The 14,744-nt window shown below is 71.3% G+C and carries 15 protein-coding genes; 3 read left to right on the top strand and 12 right to left on the bottom strand.

Annotated features, from left to right (window positions below):
• Nucleotides 1-85: 85 nt before the first annotated feature.
• Together ACZ66Z_RS26550 and ACZ66Z_RS26545 are read left to right on the top strand one after the other, a co-directional pair.
• A complete protein-coding gene (locus ACZ66Z_RS26550; RefSeq protein ID WP_469937876.1) occupies nucleotides 86-859 on the top strand; it encodes a GntR family transcriptional regulator in 774 nt (257 codons plus the stop codon).
• 10 nt (nucleotides 860-869) lie between these two features.
• Nucleotides 870-1,382, top strand: coding sequence for a GNAT family N-acetyltransferase (locus ACZ66Z_RS26545; protein ID WP_469937875.1), 513 nt, complete (start codon nucleotides 870-872; stop codon nucleotides 1,380-1,382).
• Between the two features lie 211 nt (nucleotides 1,383-1,593).
• On the opposite strand, the gene ACZ66Z_RS26540 is transcribed toward ACZ66Z_RS26545, so the two are convergent.
• The 3 genes from ACZ66Z_RS26540 to ACZ66Z_RS26530 form a co-directional block, all read right to left on the bottom strand.
• Complete coding sequence (locus tag ACZ66Z_RS26540; protein WP_469937874.1) at nucleotides 1,594-2,139, bottom strand: hypothetical protein; 546 nt, start codon at nucleotides 2,137-2,139, stop codon at nucleotides 1,594-1,596.
• A gap of 1,120 nt (nucleotides 2,140-3,259) precedes the next feature.
• Nucleotides 3,260-3,784, bottom strand: coding sequence for a hypothetical protein (locus ACZ66Z_RS26535; protein ID WP_469937873.1), 525 nt, complete (start codon nucleotides 3,782-3,784; stop codon nucleotides 3,260-3,262).
• Nucleotides 3,785-4,348: 564 nt separating this feature from the next.
• On the bottom strand, nucleotides 4,349-4,933 hold the full coding sequence (locus tag ACZ66Z_RS26530) for a flavodoxin family protein (protein WP_469937872.1): 585 nt from the start codon (nucleotides 4,931-4,933) through the stop codon (nucleotides 4,349-4,351).
• Between the two features lie 123 nt (nucleotides 4,934-5,056).
• Here ACZ66Z_RS26530 and ACZ66Z_RS26525 point away from each other — a divergent pair, with 123 nt between their 5' ends.
• Entirely contained in the window at nucleotides 5,057-5,443 is a 387-nt protein-coding gene (locus ACZ66Z_RS26525) for a winged helix-turn-helix transcriptional regulator (RefSeq protein ID WP_469937871.1), read from the top strand.
• A 4-nt stretch (nucleotides 5,444-5,447) separates the two neighbouring features.
• Here the strand turns inward: ACZ66Z_RS26525 and mutM are convergent, their stop codons facing one another.
• From mutM to ACZ66Z_RS26480, 9 genes are all read right to left on the bottom strand, one after another.
• On the bottom strand, nucleotides 5,448-6,308 hold the full coding sequence (gene mutM, locus ACZ66Z_RS26520) for a bifunctional DNA-formamidopyrimidine glycosylase/DNA-(apurinic or apyrimidinic site) lyase (protein WP_469937870.1): 861 nt from the start codon (nucleotides 6,306-6,308) through the stop codon (nucleotides 5,448-5,450).
• Nucleotides 6,309-6,486: 178 nt separating this feature from the next.
• A complete protein-coding gene (gene rnc / locus ACZ66Z_RS26515; protein ID WP_469937869.1) occupies nucleotides 6,487-7,281 on the bottom strand; it encodes a ribonuclease III in 795 nt (264 codons plus the stop codon).
• Between the two features lie 19 nt (nucleotides 7,282-7,300).
• Nucleotides 7,301-7,474 (bottom strand): 50S ribosomal protein L32, encoded by a 174-nt coding sequence (gene rpmF / locus ACZ66Z_RS26510; protein ID WP_015036448.1) that lies wholly within the window; start codon nucleotides 7,472-7,474, stop codon nucleotides 7,301-7,303.
• Between the two features lie 2 nt (nucleotides 7,475-7,476).
• Complete coding sequence (locus tag ACZ66Z_RS26505; protein ID WP_469937980.1) at nucleotides 7,477-8,139, bottom strand: YceD family protein; 663 nt, start codon at nucleotides 8,137-8,139, stop codon at nucleotides 7,477-7,479.
• Nucleotides 8,140-8,277: 138 nt separating this feature from the next.
• Nucleotides 8,278-9,315 (bottom strand): ATP synthase F0 subunit B, encoded by a 1,038-nt coding sequence (locus ACZ66Z_RS26500; RefSeq protein ID WP_469937868.1) that lies wholly within the window; start codon nucleotides 9,313-9,315, stop codon nucleotides 8,278-8,280.
• Between the two features lie 110 nt (nucleotides 9,316-9,425).
• Complete coding sequence (coaD, locus tag ACZ66Z_RS26495) at nucleotides 9,426-9,905, bottom strand: pantetheine-phosphate adenylyltransferase (RefSeq protein ID WP_469937979.1); 480 nt, start codon at nucleotides 9,903-9,905, stop codon at nucleotides 9,426-9,428.
• 26 nt (nucleotides 9,906-9,931) lie between these two features.
• On the bottom strand, nucleotides 9,932-10,513 hold the full coding sequence (gene rsmD / locus ACZ66Z_RS26490; protein WP_469937867.1) for a 16S rRNA (guanine(966)-N(2))-methyltransferase RsmD: 582 nt from the start codon (nucleotides 10,511-10,513) through the stop codon (nucleotides 9,932-9,934).
• A 115-nt stretch (nucleotides 10,514-10,628) separates the two neighbouring features.
• Nucleotides 10,629-12,821 carry an ATP-dependent DNA helicase RecG gene (gene recG, locus ACZ66Z_RS26485; RefSeq protein WP_469937866.1) on the bottom strand — a complete coding sequence of 731 codons (2,193 nt, stop codon included), beginning with the start codon at nucleotides 12,819-12,821 and terminating at the stop codon, nucleotides 10,629-10,631.
• A gap of 59 nt (nucleotides 12,822-12,880) precedes the next feature.
• Complete coding sequence (locus ACZ66Z_RS26480) at nucleotides 12,881-14,608, bottom strand: DAK2 domain-containing protein (protein ID WP_469937865.1); 1,728 nt, start codon at nucleotides 14,606-14,608, stop codon at nucleotides 12,881-12,883.
• Between the last annotated feature and the right edge of the window lie 136 nt (nucleotides 14,609-14,744).

The raw sequence follows: 14,744 nt of genomic DNA, 5'->3' as shown, positions 1-14,744 counted from the left end.
GCGGTTGAGCGCCGTCCCTGGGCACAGCACGGGTGGTCCCTCGACACGTATCCAACTGGCTTAAGCCAGTCGCTATGATGACTGCATGACGGCGTCCGGAGCTGCCTCGCAGCAGCCCGCGAGCAGGCGCATCGCGGAAGACCTACGCGCGTCCATCGAGTCCGGGCAGCTGTCCCCCGGCGACAGACTCCCCTCTGAACGCTCCTTGGCAGAGCAGTACGGTGCGGCGCGCAACACAGCACGCGAAGCCGTCCGGCTCCTTGCCGAGCAGGGGCTCGTGACAGCACGCCATGGGCGCGGGGTGTTCGTACGCGAGCCTCAACGGCTCTTCCGGTTCGGGAGCGATCGCTACGCCCGCAGGAACCGCCGGACGGGACTGACCCCGTTCCGCCTGGAAGCGAAGAAGCAGGGCAAGGAAGCTCGGATCGATGTCGTCAGCATCGAGCGGGAGGTCCCTCCCCGCGATGTCGCGGAGCGACTCAACGTGCCGGCCGACGAGGCAAGCGTGGTTCACCGCGAGAACCACTACTTCGCCGGCGACGAGCCCGTGCAGATCGTTTCGACGTTTCTGCGCTGGGACGAAGCCCGGGGGACCCTGCTCGTGCAGCCCAAGTCCGGCAAGGACGGGATCTACGGACGCCTCGAAGAGTTGGGGCACGTCATGACCCGCGTACGCGACGAGATCAGCACTCGGATGCCGTCGCCCGAGGAAGCCGTGGTGCTGGACCTCCTGCCAGGGGTCCCCGTCCTCGAAGTGCTGCACACGAGTCTGGACCAGGACGGCGTGCCCTTCGAGGTGTCGAGGTACGTGCACCGAGGAGATCAGACCGGCTTGTTGTACGAACTGCCCGTCGAATAGAGGAGCTCCCGTGGAGAGCACTGTCGTCCGTCCCTTCGCAACCTCTGACCTGGAGGGCGCCGCGGCGGCCTTGGTCTCGGTGCACGCTTCGGACGGTTACCCGGTCGAGGGAGTGACCGACCCCGAAGGGTGGATCCAGTCGGCGAACGTACTGGCCGCTTGGGTGGGAGAACTCCAGGGCCGGATCGTTGGCCACGTCTCGGTGATGCGACCGCAAGGCGAGGAATCAGCGGCCATGTGGACGGAGCAGAGCGGGGACGACGAGGAGCACGTAGCGGTCCTGGCCCGTTTGTTCGTCGTCGCGGAAGCCCGTGAGCACGCAGTGGGCCAACAACTGATGCAGGCGGCATCGGCATGGGCCCGAGAGCACGACATCCGGTTGGTACTGGACGTCCTGACCAAGGACGCTGCGGCCATCCGCCTCTACCAGCGACTGGGATGGACCAAGATCGGCGAAGCCTCTCACCCCTTCGGCGACAACCAGCGCGCCGACGCCATCTGCTTCGTGGCTCCTGAGGCGTAGGCCGACAAGGAGCCTGTTACAGGTTTCCCTACCTCATCAAGGCATCCGCCGCGCACGGCGCGGCGCGCGCGGCCCGTCGCCCGGGCCTGCGCTCCTGTCTGTGCCCCGCTCCAGCCAGGCCGCCGTCCGCACGCCTGACAGCTTGGGTTGACAGGCCAGTTGGCTGATCGCGGACGCCGGTCCGTACACGGCCCGCGGGCGAGGCCGGCCGTCAGCCGTGTCGAGTCGCGAAGGCCGCGGTGGAGGTGTCGTCCAGGTCCACGCAGCATCCGTAGCGCCAGTAGACGTAGTAGTGCGGGCTCGCGAGTCGACGCCGACAAGTGGCACACACGACTTGCTGGTGGGGATTGGCGCGGATGACGGCCGTGTCCGCCAGGTTGAAGACCGCTCGGGTGGCGTCCAGTCCGTGCTCTTCGATTCCCTGCTGCACGAATTCGAACGCGCCGTACGAGTGTCCGTTGGGGCACTTGATCCGGTTGGAGTAGGCCGAGCCGCTCGCCTCAGTTCCGAGTGCGGTTCCGATCCGGGCCATTTCCTCGTCCGACACCGGCTCGAGTCCCATGTGCTTCATCCGCTGAGGGGTCCAGTACCACGCGTTGACGGCCGAGAACTGGGAGGGGGTCAGGTAGAAGGTGGCGGTTCTGCCGCTCTTCACGGTGGCCTTCACGACGTCGACGACGACGCTGTCCTCGGCCGTCATGACGGCCCTGCCGCCGCTTACGACCGAATCGACACCGGCCAGCGAGGACTCGTCCATGGGGGCATCACTCCGAAGCAAGCAGTGGCGGGTGGGAACACCTGGCAGAGGTGCCCGTCGCTGTGATGGTCCGTCAGCCCATCACCCCCTGCAAGCGGGGGCAACCATTCGCGTTTCGCACGTCTGTGCGTACCAGCCCCTCGGGCAGGCGTTTCCAAGAGTCGACGAGGGGGGTTCCGTGCCGGTCGGTGATCACATGGTGCCTGCTCCCGCGCCGGGCCCGGCGACCGGCGAAGGTCCGGAGGCGAGCTTTCAGCTTATGACGATGTACGGCCACGCCAGGCGCCCACGCTGGATCGGACGCCATTTGGCTCGTGCCGTCAGTGCAGAGAAGGTGACGAACCGCGGTTCGGGCCGAGGCGGTACGTGCATGCGGCTCAAAGGCGATGCCTCCGGCGGGGGCGCTCCGGCTCCGGGACGGAGGGGGCCTGTACGCGGGTGCCGGCCGGTGGGGTGTGGCGGTGGGGGCGCCCCTCCCGTCTGCCGTCGGCCCGGGCAGGGCCGAGCAGACACGGCATCGGGCCTGCTCCACGGTGTGCGGGTCGACGGCAGACGGGAGGGGAGTCGGGGGCGAGCTGATCGGTCCGCCTCCTGCGGCAGCGACGACACCCGCTCATGGATCGCCTTTCGGGGTGGTGCACAGCCGACCTGCGCCGCTTGGAGCGGACCCGCTTCTGGCCCGGGGCCACAGAGGAAGCGTTCTGGCACTGGCGGGCCCTTGCTCATGCCCCGTCAGACAACTTGTAGATCCCCTCTTAGGTCCTGATTGCGGCATTCCCGAGTGCGGGTGCCACGGCGCCGGCTTCCGCGAGCACCTCGAAGCCGTGCTTCACGCGCTGCCCAGGAAGAGCGCACGTGAGTTGCGCGCCCTTGTGCGTGCCCTCGATGGGAAGATCCTGGCAAGGGCCAAGGTCATCCCGGCTGACAGCCTGGACGCGCCCTGGTGGCGAGGTCAGCTCCAGGATCATGGGCGGCCGTCTCGGTTTCCGTCTCATGCAGCCCCGTTCACGGCCGTTCAGGCGGGACGTGCAGCGCTCCCGGCACCGGCGGCCATCCGCCCATGAACGCAGGTGAACGCCCCTGTGCGTAGCCCTGGGTGCCGCTCACCGGCCAGACGTGGCTACGAGTGGCGGGCGTCCGGGCTGAGGATGGCGGGATCTTCGGATCGCAGCCGGAACTTTGCATGGACGCCGAGGCTGTTGCGTGCGGCAAGGTAGAACTCGTCACGCTTCTCCTGGAACTCCCGGAACGCCCTCATCCAGTCGTCTGACGCACCTGGGCGCATGTCTCGAACGAACTGTTCCAGTACCCAGGCGTGCCGCTGTAGCGATCTGGCTGCCGAGATGGATTCCGCGTCTCCCATAAGGAGCACGGCTTCGAACGCATAGCCACGCTCAAGCTCGGCTTCGGCCAGCAGCTCCAGGCCGGCCTCCCCGGCGAGTGGATGGGGCAGGTCGAAGAGTCCCTTGCCTGCGGCCAGACGACCTGCCAGCGAGGTGAACCTCTTGACCGCGTCGGCAAACCGGAGATAGCACTCCAGGCGACGCTCGTCCCACCGTGTGGAAAGTTGGCGCCGCCACCGAGATCTCTCCATCAGGGCTCCGCCGACGTACGACGCAACCGCGCCGACGAGCACACCGATCAAGGTGAACAATTGTCCTGACATGCCCCCGCCTATCATGTATCTGTCAGGAGAGAACATACGGCCGGAGGCTCTGACGCGTAAGGGCCTCAAGCTGGCATGAGAGCTGAACGGCCTCTCGGCGGAGCCAGGGTCAACGGCCGGATGCCACTACGTCTCCGGAGCCCTCGGGCAGTTGCTGTACCGCAGCGAAGTACGGCAGCCCCAGCAACCGGCAGCGCCCAGTACGGGCCCCCTCGGGGACTTCCGGGCGGCCTGCATGCCCCCTGTACACCGCCACGGAAGGGGACCAGATGCCGGCGGCTCGCCATGATCGGGGCGTCCCGGTACGACCGCCATCGGGGTGACTGGTCCCCGTACACGCTCCAGAAGCGCAAGGAAGCCGAGCAGAAGGCGAAGGCCAAGCGGCGGAAGTGATCCCGCCGGCCCGCCTCCGGGCCGTGATCGGCACCGGGGCGGCCCACACCGCGTCCGCGGCCTGCCCGAGGCCGTGGAAGCGCCCCGCGCCGAGGGCTCCCCGCGGGGCCGTACGGGCGAGGTCCGCGGGTGCGGGCGGGTGCGGGAGCTTCAGGCCGCGGTCTTGCCCAGGGCGAACGTGCGGGCGGTCCGCGCCACGCGGCGGCCGAGGTGCTCGGCGGTGGCGACGTCCGCCTTGTGGACGCCCTCGGGGCCGAGGTCGTTGTGGGTCTGGGCGCCGGCGCCGGCGAAGAAGCCGAGGCGGTTGAGGTCGTTCTCGGAGGCCTCGGTGGTGTTCCAGCCGGGCTTCAGGCCGAGGTTGACCCAGGTCATGCCGTGCTGGCCGGCGAGGGTCTGGAAGAACTGCAGGGTGTGCAGCTTGTCGCCGCTCTTGGAGCCGGAGTTGGTGAAGCCGGCGGCGAGCTTGTCCTGCCAGGCGTCGGTGAACCAGCGCTTGGAGGTGGCCTCGGCGAACTGGTGGAAGGCGCCGGAGGCGGTGCCCATGTAGGTCGGGGAGCCGAAGACGATCGCGTCGGAGGCGTCGAGCAGCGCCCACTCGGCCTCGGTGATCCCGTCGACCTTGATCAGGTGGACGGTGGCGCCCGCGTCGGCGGCGCCGTCGCGGACGGCTTCGGCCAGGACCGCGGTGTGGCCGTAGCCGGAGTGGTAGGCGATGGAGACGACGGGGGTGGTCACAGAGGACTCCTCGGAGAGGTGTGAGGGGTGATGACCAGAAGTAGAGCACTAACTTTTAGATAGCGCAAGCGGATGGTTAGCGCCCTTATGGCGGTAAGCGCTGTGCCGGAGTACCGTGGAGCCATGACTGACGACCTCGCCTACGACGTGTTCGCGCGCGCCTGCCCCTCGCGCGGCACGCTGGAGCACGTGACGGGCCGCTGGGGCAGCCTGACCCTGGGCGCCCTGCACGAAGGGACGTTCCGCTTCAACGAGCTGCGGCGCCGGGTCGACGGCGTGAGCGAGAAGATGCTGTCGCAGACCCTGCACGCCCTGGAGCGCGACGGCCTCGTCCACCGCGAGGCGCAGCCCACGAACCCGCCGCGGGTCGACTACCGGCTGACCCCGCTCGGCCGCGAGGTCGCGGAGCGGCTGATCGGCCTGATCGAGCTGGTGGAGGGTCGGATGGGCCAGGTCGTGACCGCCCGCGAGAGGTACGACGCGGAGCGCGCCGGAACCGTCACCGCCTGACGGCTCAGACGCTGGTGCGCGGCGGGCGCTGGCAGCGCGGGCAGAAGTAGCTGGACCGGTTCATCCAGGCGCGGCGCCGCATCGGCGTGCCGCAGCGGCGGCAGGGCTCGTCCTCGCGCCCGTAGGCGTCCAGCGAGCGGTCGAAGTAGCCGGACTCGCCGTTGACGTTCACGTACAGGCTGTCGAAGCTGGTGCCGCCGACCGCGAGCGCCGCGTTCATCACGTCGCGGACGTGCCCGAGGAGCTCGGCCGAGCGCGGCCGGGTCAGGGCGGCGGTCGGCCGGTCGTAGTGCAGCTTCGACCGCCAGAGCGCCTCGTCGGCGTAGATGTTCCCGACGCCGCTGATCAGCGACTGGTCGAGCAGGGCCCGCTTGATCGTCGTACGCCGCAGCCGCAGCGCGCCCTGGAAGGCGGCGTCGTCGAACGCCGGGTCCAGCGGGTCGCGGGCGATGTGCGCGATGACGTCCGGGAGTCCGTCGGGGGTCTGGTCGTGGAGCGAGAGGCCGCCGAAGGTGCGCTGGTCGACGAAGCGCAGCTCGGTGCCGAGGGAGTCATCGAAGCGGACCCGGATGCGCAGGTGCTTCTCGTCCGGGGCGTCCTCCGGCTGCACGAGGAGCTGACCGCTCATGCCGAGGTGGCCCAGGACGGAGGTCCCGGTCTCCGCCAGCGGCAGCCAGAGGTACTTCCCGCGCCGCCGCGCCCCCTCGAAGCGCTGCCCCTTCAGCCGGGCCGCGAAGTCCTCGCCGCCCGCCGGATGGCGCCGTACGGCCCTGGGGTGCAGCACCTCGACCTCGGTCACGGTCCGCCCGGCGATCCAGCGCTCCAGACCGCGCCGTACGACCTCGACCTCGGGCAGCTCGGGCACGGGACTCCTCCGGAGGGATGCGGGTGGCGGTCCCGGGGCGTGACGCCCCTGGTCCACCGGACGGCCCAGCCAGCCTACCGCCCGGGGCGGGCCCGTTCCGCTCCCCCGGAAACGGCTCCGCCCGCCCCTGGCCGGGGCGGGCGGGAGGACTCCGTCGAAGGAGTGCGCGGGATCGCGGTCAGGCGGTGGCCGGGGTGGCCCCGTCCTTCCGGTCCTGCTCGCCGACCGTGCCGGCGTCGGCCGCGGCCTTCGCCGCCGCCACGCGCTCGTCCGCGGCCGCGCGGATCGCGCGCCACGCGGACTCCGCCGCCTGCTGTTCCGCTTCCTTCTTGCTGCGGCCGGTGCCGGTGCCGTACGAGACACCACCGACGCGGGCGGCAGCGGTGAAGGTCTTCTCGTGGTCCGGGCCCTCCTCGGAGACGAGGTACTCCGGGACGCCCAGACCCTCGGCCGCGGTGAGCTCCTGGAGACTGGTCTTCCAGTCCAGGCCGGCACCGAGGTTCGAGGACTTCTCGATCAGCGGGTCGAAGAGCCGGTGCACCAGCTCGGACGCCGCGTCGAGGCCCTGGTCGAGATAGACCGCGCCGATCACCGCTTCGAGGGTGTCGGCGAGGATGGACGCCTTGTCCCGGCCGCCCGTGCCCTCTTCGCCCCGGCCGAGCCGGATGAAGGAGCCGAGTTCGAGGCCGCGGCCGACCTCCGCCAGCGCACGCGAGTTGACCACCGCGGCCCGCAGTTTGGCCAGCTGGCCTTCCGGCAGGTCGGGGTGGGTGCGGTACAGCGTGTCCGTGACCACCAGGCCGAGCACGGAGTCCCCGAGGAACTCGAGGCGCTCGTTGGTGGGCAGACCGCCGTTCTCGTACGCGTACGAGCGATGGGTCAGCGCACGCACCAGAAGGGCGGACTCGAGCTGATACCCGAGCCGCCCTTCCAGAAGCGTGTGGGACGAGGCTGCGCTGATGCTCTCAGACATCGTGCCTCTCACCAGCCACTCAGACCGAGAGGACCTGGCGCTTGTTGTAGGTGCCGCAGCTCGGGCACGCGATGTGCTGCAGCTTCGGCTCCTGGCAACGCTCACACGAAACCAGGGTGGGGACCGCAGCCTTCCACTGCGACCGGCGGTGGCGCGTGTTGCTGCGCGACATCTTCCGCTTCGGAACAGCCACGGCTACTTCTCCTGCTTCTCGGCGGCGCTTCGGACGTCCCCGTCAGAGGCTTTGCCGCTCATGTTGTCCTTCTCATCGGTTCCCAGCGAACCGGCGAGTCCCTGCAGTGCCGCCCAACGGATGTCGACGGCTTCATGGTGGTGGTCCGGGTTCTCGTTCAGGTTGGTTCCGCACTCGGAACACAGACCCGCACAGTCCTCCCGGCACACCGGCTGCATCGGCAGTGCGAGCACCACCGCATCACGCAGCACGGGTTCGAGGTCGAACATGCCGTCCTCGAGGGGGATCATGTCCTCGTCGTCCTCGGCTTCGTCGTCCGCGGCCGCCTTGGAGCGGCCCCGGTCGTCGGAGTCGGGGTACGAGAACATCTCCTGGAAGTCCACGTCGAGCTCCAGCTCGACGGGCTCCAGACACCTTACGCACTCCCCCTCGGCCGACGCACGGGCGGTGCCTGTGACAAGCACCCCTTCCATGACCGACTCAAGACGGAGATCGATTTCCACCGGAGAGCCCTCGGGCACTCCGATCACTCCTTCGACGCCGAGCGCGGCGGAGCCACCGGGCGCCTCGACCGAACGCGAGAGCCGCTGCAGGGCGCCAGGACGCCGCCCCAGCTCGTGCGTGTCGAACACGAGGGGGTTGCGGTGGTCGAGGCGCGTGCTCAGGGCTCTTCCTGCTTTCGGATCGTTCTGCGTCGTGGAGGAGGCTGCCGGACGTGGGCAGCGGGGATCGCGGACATAGCGCGACCGAAGAGCCAGGATACTGGACGCTTCGCTCAGGGCCCAATCCGGGCTCTCCGCCCCTCACCGCCCCTGTTCGTACCGGCGCAGCTGCTCCAGGTCGATCATGCTCGTGTCGAAGAAGCTGGTCTCGTCGAGCGCGGCGGCCTGTTGCGGCTGGTGGGGCTGGGCGTGGACCTGGCCCTGGGGGTCGTACTGCTGCTGCTCGTAGCCGTACTGCCCCTGGTACGCATAGGGGTCCTGCTGCTGGTAACCGTAGGCGTCCTGCTGCTGGTAGCCGTAGGCGGGGTCCTGCTGGGGCTGCTGCTGGTATCCGTACGGGTCGGGCTGCTGCGCGGGGACCTGCGGGGCCTGCGGCTGCGCCGGCTCGGGGTCGGAGAGCTCCGCGAGCCCGGCCAGGTAGTCCGCGTCGCTGGTGTGGACCGCGCCGCCGAGCCCGTCCTGCGCGGCCATGTGCTCGCCGAGGGCGTCCGTGGCGATCCGGCCGTGCAGCTTCTGCCGGCCCCGCCCGACGGCCTCCAGGGTCTTGCTGAGGACGGCCTCGAAGGCGCCCAGCTTCGCGTCCACGTACGCGTCGGCCCGCTGGACGAGGGTCCCCGGGTCGGCGCTGTACTCGGGGGCGTCCGCGTCGGCGTAGCCGTCCGGGTCGAGGCCCGGGCCGCGGCCGAGGAGCTTCTCGCGCCCGCGGTCGACGGAGCCGATGGTCTTGTTGAGGACGACCTCGAAGTTGGCGAGCTTGGAGTCCACGTAGTCGTCGGCCTCGGCCCGCACCTCCTCGGCCTCGCGGCGGGCCTCGGCGAGGATCCGGTCGGCCTCCTCCTGCGACTCGCGGGCGACCTGGGTGTCGGAGACGATCGAGCCCCGCTCGGCGTGGGCGGCCTCGATGATCCGCTCGGCCTCCTGACGGGCCCGCTCGACCATCTGCTCGCGGCCGCCGATCAGCTCCTGGGCCTGGGCCAGGGAGCCGGGCAGGGCCTGGCGCACCTCTTCGAGCAAGGCGAGCAGCTCGGCGCGGTTGACCACGCAGGATGCCGACATGGGCATGGAGCGGGCGCCCTGCACGGTCGCGACGATCTCGTCGAGCTTCTTCTGCACGTCCACCTGGTGCTCGCCACTCTCTACAGCTGGATGGAGACGGACGGGACGACTGTAAGGGCAGTCGGCGCCCGTCCGACACCAGGTGACGGAGCGTCAGCGGCGGTGGCCGCGCGTCACTTCCGCGCGAGCCGCTCGGTCAGCTTCGGGAGGACCGTCGGCGGGACCAGGTGGGCGACGTCGCCGCCCCAGGCGGCCACTTCCTTGACCAGCGAGGAGGACAGGAAGCTGTACGTCGGGTTGGTGGGGACGAACAGGGTCTCCACGCCCGAGAGGCCGATGTTCATCTGGGCCATCTGCAGCTCGTAGTCGAAGTCGCTGACCGCGCGCAGGCCCTTGACGATCGCGGGGATGTCGCGCTGCTTGCAGAAGTCGACGAGGAGGCCGTGGAAGGACTCCACCTCGACGTTGCCGAAGTCGGCGGTGACCTCGCGGATCAGCTCTATCCGCTCGTCGACCGTGAAGAGGCCCTTCTTCGACTGGTTGATCATCACGGCCACGTGTACGACGTCGTACAGCTTGGAGGCGCGGGCGATGATGTCGAGGTGTCCGTTGGTGATGGGGTCGAATGACCCCGGACAGACGGCGCGGCGCAACTTGGGTCCCTCGCTCTCCGGTCCGGTCATCGTGCGTCTTCGCACGTAGAGGCGGCGCGACCGTACCAAAACGTTCCCTCGCCGTAACGACGGGACCGCAGGGGGTCGAAGCCCTCGGGCCAGCCGAACTCCCCGCCTCGGGTGCTGCGCTCCACGGTGACGAGGGCATCCTCGCTCAGCCAGCCCCCCGAGCGCAGTGTGAGGAGAATCTCCCGGAGATCGTCGTCCCCGACGGCGTAGGGCGGGTCGAGGAAGAGCAGGTCGTACGGGTCGGCCGGGGCCGGTCCCGTCACGATCTGCTCGGCCTTGCCGGTGCGGAGTTCGGCGCCGGGCAGGCCGATCGCCCGGATGTTGTCCCGGATCGTCTTCGCGGCGCGGGGGTCGGCCTCGACCAGGAGGGCGTGGGCCGCGCCCCGGGAGAGCGCCTCCAGGCCGACGGCGCCGGAGCCGGCGTACAGGTCGGCGACCCGGGCCCCGGCCAGGCCCTGGAACGACTCCCAGGTGGAGAAGAGGCCTTCCCGCGCCCGGTCGGAGGTGGGGCGGGTGCCGTTGCCGGGGGGCACGGCCAGGCGCCGTCCGCCGGCGCTGCCGGCGATCACGCGGGTCATCGGTGTCCTCGTCCTGCGTCGTCCAATGCGTACGTCCCAGGATATGGCCGCGGAGCGGCGCTCAGCCCTTCTCAGCCCTTGTCCAGCCCTTGTCCAGCCCTTGTCCAGCCCTTGTCTAGCCCTTGTCCAGGTACGTCTCCCGCTCCTCGCTGAGGAGGGCGTCGAGCGCGGTGCGCAGGCCGGGGTGGGCGCCGAGGTCGGGGTCGGCGAGGACGAGGGCGGTGGCCTCCTCGCGGGCGGCGGCGATGACCTCCTCGTCGTCGATGACGGCGAGCACCCGGAGGGAGGAGCGGACGCCGGACTGGGCCTGGCCGAGGACGTCGCCCTCGCGCCGCTGTTCGAGGTCGATGCGGGAGAGCTCGAAGCCGTCGAGGGTGGTGGCGACGGCGTTCAGCCGCTGCCGGGCGGGGCTCGCCTCGGGCATCTCGCTGACGAGGAGGCAGAGGCCGGGGGCGGAGCCCCGGCCGACGCGGCCGCGCAGCTGGTGGAGCTGGGAGACGCCGAAGCGGTCGGCGTCCATGATCACCATGGCGGTGGCGTTGGGCACGTTGACGCCGACCTCGATGACCGTGGTGGCGACGAGGACGTCGAGCTCGCCGGCGGCGAAGCGGCGCATGACGTCGTCCTTGTCGTCCGGGTGCATGCGGCCGTGCAGGACGGCGATCCGCAGGCCCGCGAGGGGGCCGGCGCCGAGCTTCTCGGCGACGTCGAGGACGGCGAGCGGCGGGCGCTTCTCGGCCTCGTCCTCGGGGGACGCCTTGGACGTCTTCTTCTGGTCCTCCTCGTCGCCGATGCGGGGGCAGACGACGTACGCCTGGTGGCCGTTCGCCACCTCCTCGCGGACCCGCTCCCAGGCGCGCGCGAGGAAGTGCGGCTTGTCGGCGGCGGGGACGACGTGGCTGGCGATCGGCGAACGGCCTGCGGGCAGCTGGTCGAGGACGGAGGTCTCCAGGTCGCCGAAGACGGTCATGGCGACCGTGCGCGGGATGGGGGTGGCGGTCATGACGAGGAGGTGCGGGGGCTGCTTCCCCTTGCCGCGCAGGGCGTCGCGCTGCTCGACGCCGAAGCGGTGCTGCTCGTCGACGACGACCAGGCCGAGGTCGTGGAACCGGACCTTGTCCTCGATCAGCGCGTGCGTGCCGATGACGACGCCGGCCTCGCCGGTGACCAGGTCGAGCAGGGCCTGACGGCGGGCGGCGGCGCCCATGGAACCGGTGAGCAGGACGACCTTGGTGGCGCGCTCGGCGCCGCCGAGCATGCCCCCCTCGGCCAGCTCGCCCATCATCTCGGTGACGGAGCGGTGGTGCTGCTGGGCGAGGACCTCGGTGGGGGCGAGCATCGCGGCCTGTCCGCCGGAGTCGACGACGGCGAGCATGGCGCGCAGCGCGACCATGGTCTTTCCGCTTCCGACCTCGCCCTGGAGGAGGCGGTGCATGGGGTGTTCGGTGGCGAGGTCGTCGAAGATCTCCTGGGAGACCTTCGTCTGGCCCTCGGTGAGGGTGAAGGGCAGCCTGGCGTCGAAGGCGTCGAGGATGCCGCCGGGGGCCGGTCGCCGGGCGACGGCGGGCAGTTGGGTGTCGGCGTGCCGGCGGCGGGCGAGGGCGACCTGGAGGACGAAGGCCTCGTCCCACTTGAGCCGCTCGCGGGCGGCGGCGACGTCCGCCTTGGTGCGGGGGCGGTGGATCATCCGCAGGGCGTCGGGCAGCTCGGCGAGGCCGCGGCCCTCGCGCAGGGCGGGCGGCAGCGGGTCGACGGCGTCGCCGGCGCCGGGCAGGACGGCGTCGACGGCCTTGGCGATCTTCCAGGACTCCAGCTTGGCGGTGGCCGGGTAGATCGGGATGAGGGCGCCCGCCCAGGTGTCCACGGCCTCGTCGGCGTCGCCGCGGAGCAACGCGTAGGAGGGGTGTGCCAGCTGGAGGCGCCGGTTGAAGAGCGAGGCCTTGCCGGCGAACATCGCGCGGGTGCCGGGCACCAGGTCCTTGTGCGGCTTGTGCACGCCCTTGCCGAAGAAGACCAGCTGCACCCGGCCGCTGCCGTCGGTGATGGTCACTTCGAGGCGCTGGCCGCGCCCCTTGGAGCCGTTGAAGGTCAGCACCCGGGCGTCGGCGACCTGCGCGACCACCGTGACGTGCTCGTCGAGCGGGAGCTCGGAGAGCGTGGTCAGCTCCCCGCGCTCGGCGTACCGGCGGGGGTAGTGGTGGAGCAGGTCCCCGACCGTGTGCAGGTCGAGCGCCTCGGCCATGACCTTGGCGGTGGCGGGGCCGAGGGCCTTCTTGAGTGGTTCGTCGAGCGCGGGCACGTCCTCCATTGAAGACCACGGGACCGACAGTCGCGCCGAAGCCCGTGGACGACCGCCGGGATCGGGGCCTATTCCACCCCGATGAGCAGGGGCGGTGCCCCCGCGCCCGCGTGGTACGTGGTGGTGTCCACGGCCAGGTAGCCGCGCCGGACGTGGCCCTCCAGGTCGGGGGCGAGCCCGGGCGGGGTGTCGTCGGCGACGACGAGGGTGACGAGTTCGCCGCCGGCCGAGAGCATGCGGTCCAGGACGGTGCGGGCGGTCTCGGTCAGGTCCTTGCCGATGACGGCGACGTCGCCCTCGATGAGGCCGAGGACGTCGCCGGCCTGGCAGACGCCGGCCGAGGTGAAGGACCGGCGTTCGGCGACGGCGAGTTCGGCGTAGCGGGTGGCTCCGGCGGCGGCCGTCATGGCGACGACGTCCTCGTCGAAGCGCCGGTCGGGTTCGTGGACGGCGAGGGCGGCGATGCCCTGGACGGCGGCCCGGGTCGGGATGAGGGCGACGTGGATGCCCTCGGCCCTGGCGCGTTCGGCGGCCGCGGCCGCGGTCAAGCGCAGCTCGGTGTCGTTGGGCAGGAGGACCACCTCGCGCGCGTGCGCCCGCCGGATCGCCTCCAGGAGGTCGTCGTCGGCGGGCGGTTCGCCGGGCCTGCTGCGGACGGTGGTCGCGCCGGCCTCGGCGCAGAGTCCGGCGAGGCCCTCGCCGGGGAGGACGGCGACGACGGCGCGCCGGGCGCGTTCCCCGCGCCCGCCGACGGCCGCTTCGGGCGCTTCGGGCGCTTCGTCCGGTCCGAACGGACCGGACGGACCGGACGGACCGGACGGCTTCGCGGCCGCCGCGTCGGCCGCGAAGTGGGTGATGCGGATGCGGTGGGGCCGGCCGGCCTCGACGCCGGCCTCGACGGCGGCGCCCGCGTCGTCGACGTGGACGTGGACGTTCCACAGCCCGTCGCCGCCGACGACGACGAGGGAGTCGCCGAGGGCGTCGAGCCGGGCCCGCAGCAGGTCCACGGCGGCGTCCTCGGCCTCCAGGAGGTAGATCACCTCGTAGGCGGGTCCGGCCTCGCCGTCGCAGGCCGGGACGGAGCCGGCCGGTACGGCCCGTACGTCCCCGGGGGCCCGCACCCCGCCCGCCGCGCCCGCCGCGCTCTCCGCGGAGGAGGGCGTCCGGCCGCCCACGGTCTCGACGAGCGCTCCGAGGACGGCGACCAGACCGCGTCCGCCGGCGTCCACGACCCCGGCCCGGCCGAGGACGGCCAGCTGGCCGGGGGTCGCCTCCAGCGCGGCCCTGGCCCCGTCGTGGGCCCGGGCGGCGACCTCCAGGAGGGTGCCGCCGCCCGCGCAGCCGGCCGCGGCGGCCGCGGCCACGGTGAGGACGGTGCCCTCCACGGGGTGGGCGACGGCCTGCCGGGCGGCGGCGGCCGCCTCGGCCAGGGCGCGGGCGAGGTGATCCCCGTCACGCCCCTCGGCGAGGACGGCGGCCATGCCGCGCAGGAGCTGGGCGAGGATGGTGCCGGAGTTGCCCCGTGCGCCGAGCAGGGCGCCGTGGGCCATGGCCCGTACGGTCTCGGCGGTGTCGGGGGCGGAGGCCGCGAAGACGGCTTCGACGGCCTGCCGGGCGGCCTCGACCGTCAGGTACAGATTGGTGCCGGTGTCCCCGTCCGCGACCGGGTAGACGTTGATCGCGTCGATCTCCTCGCGCTCCCGTCCGAGGGCGTCGAGGGCCCGTGCGCACCAGGTCCGGACCGCTTCGGCGTCGAGCTCGACGAGCTCCTCGTCAGGCTGAAGGGCTCGCGACAACGGGGGTCCTCCTTCGGCGGTGAGCTCACCGCAGGGTAGACCCGGGGTGGCCCGCTCGTGACCTCGGCCCGGGGCGAGGTCCGCGAAGACCGTGGTAGTTTCGTTCCACCGAGGCAGGCGTTGTATGCTGCTTCGG

This window comes from Streptomyces sp. NPDC107498, assembly GCF_055582805.1.
Note: the sequence above shows the minus strand (reverse complement) of the source record. Positions and strands in the feature narration are given on the sequence as shown.

What these genes read in the sequence shown, in the direction of transcription:
- recG (WP_469937866.1), bottom strand. Translation starts at nt 12,821, where the DNA reads ATGGAGGACGTGCCCGCGCTCGACGAACCACTCAAGAAGGCCCTCGGC.
- ACZ66Z_RS26540 (WP_469937874.1), bottom strand. Translation starts at nt 2,139, where the DNA reads ATGGACGAGTCCTCGCTGGCCGGTGTCGATTCGGTCGTAAGCGGCGGC.
- rsmD (WP_469937867.1), bottom strand. Translation starts at nt 10,513, where the DNA reads ATGACCCGCGTGATCGCCGGCAGCGCCGGCGGACGGCGCCTGGCCGTG.
- rnc (WP_469937869.1), bottom strand. Translation starts at nt 7,281, where the DNA reads ATGTCTGAGAGCATCAGCGCAGCCTCGTCCCACACGCTTCTGGAAGGG.
- ACZ66Z_RS26525 (WP_469937871.1), top strand. Translation starts at nt 5,057, where the DNA reads ATGACTGACGACCTCGCCTACGACGTGTTCGCGCGCGCCTGCCCCTCG.
- ACZ66Z_RS26550 (WP_469937876.1), top strand. Translation starts at nt 86, where the DNA reads ATGACGGCGTCCGGAGCTGCCTCGCAGCAGCCCGCGAGCAGGCGCATC.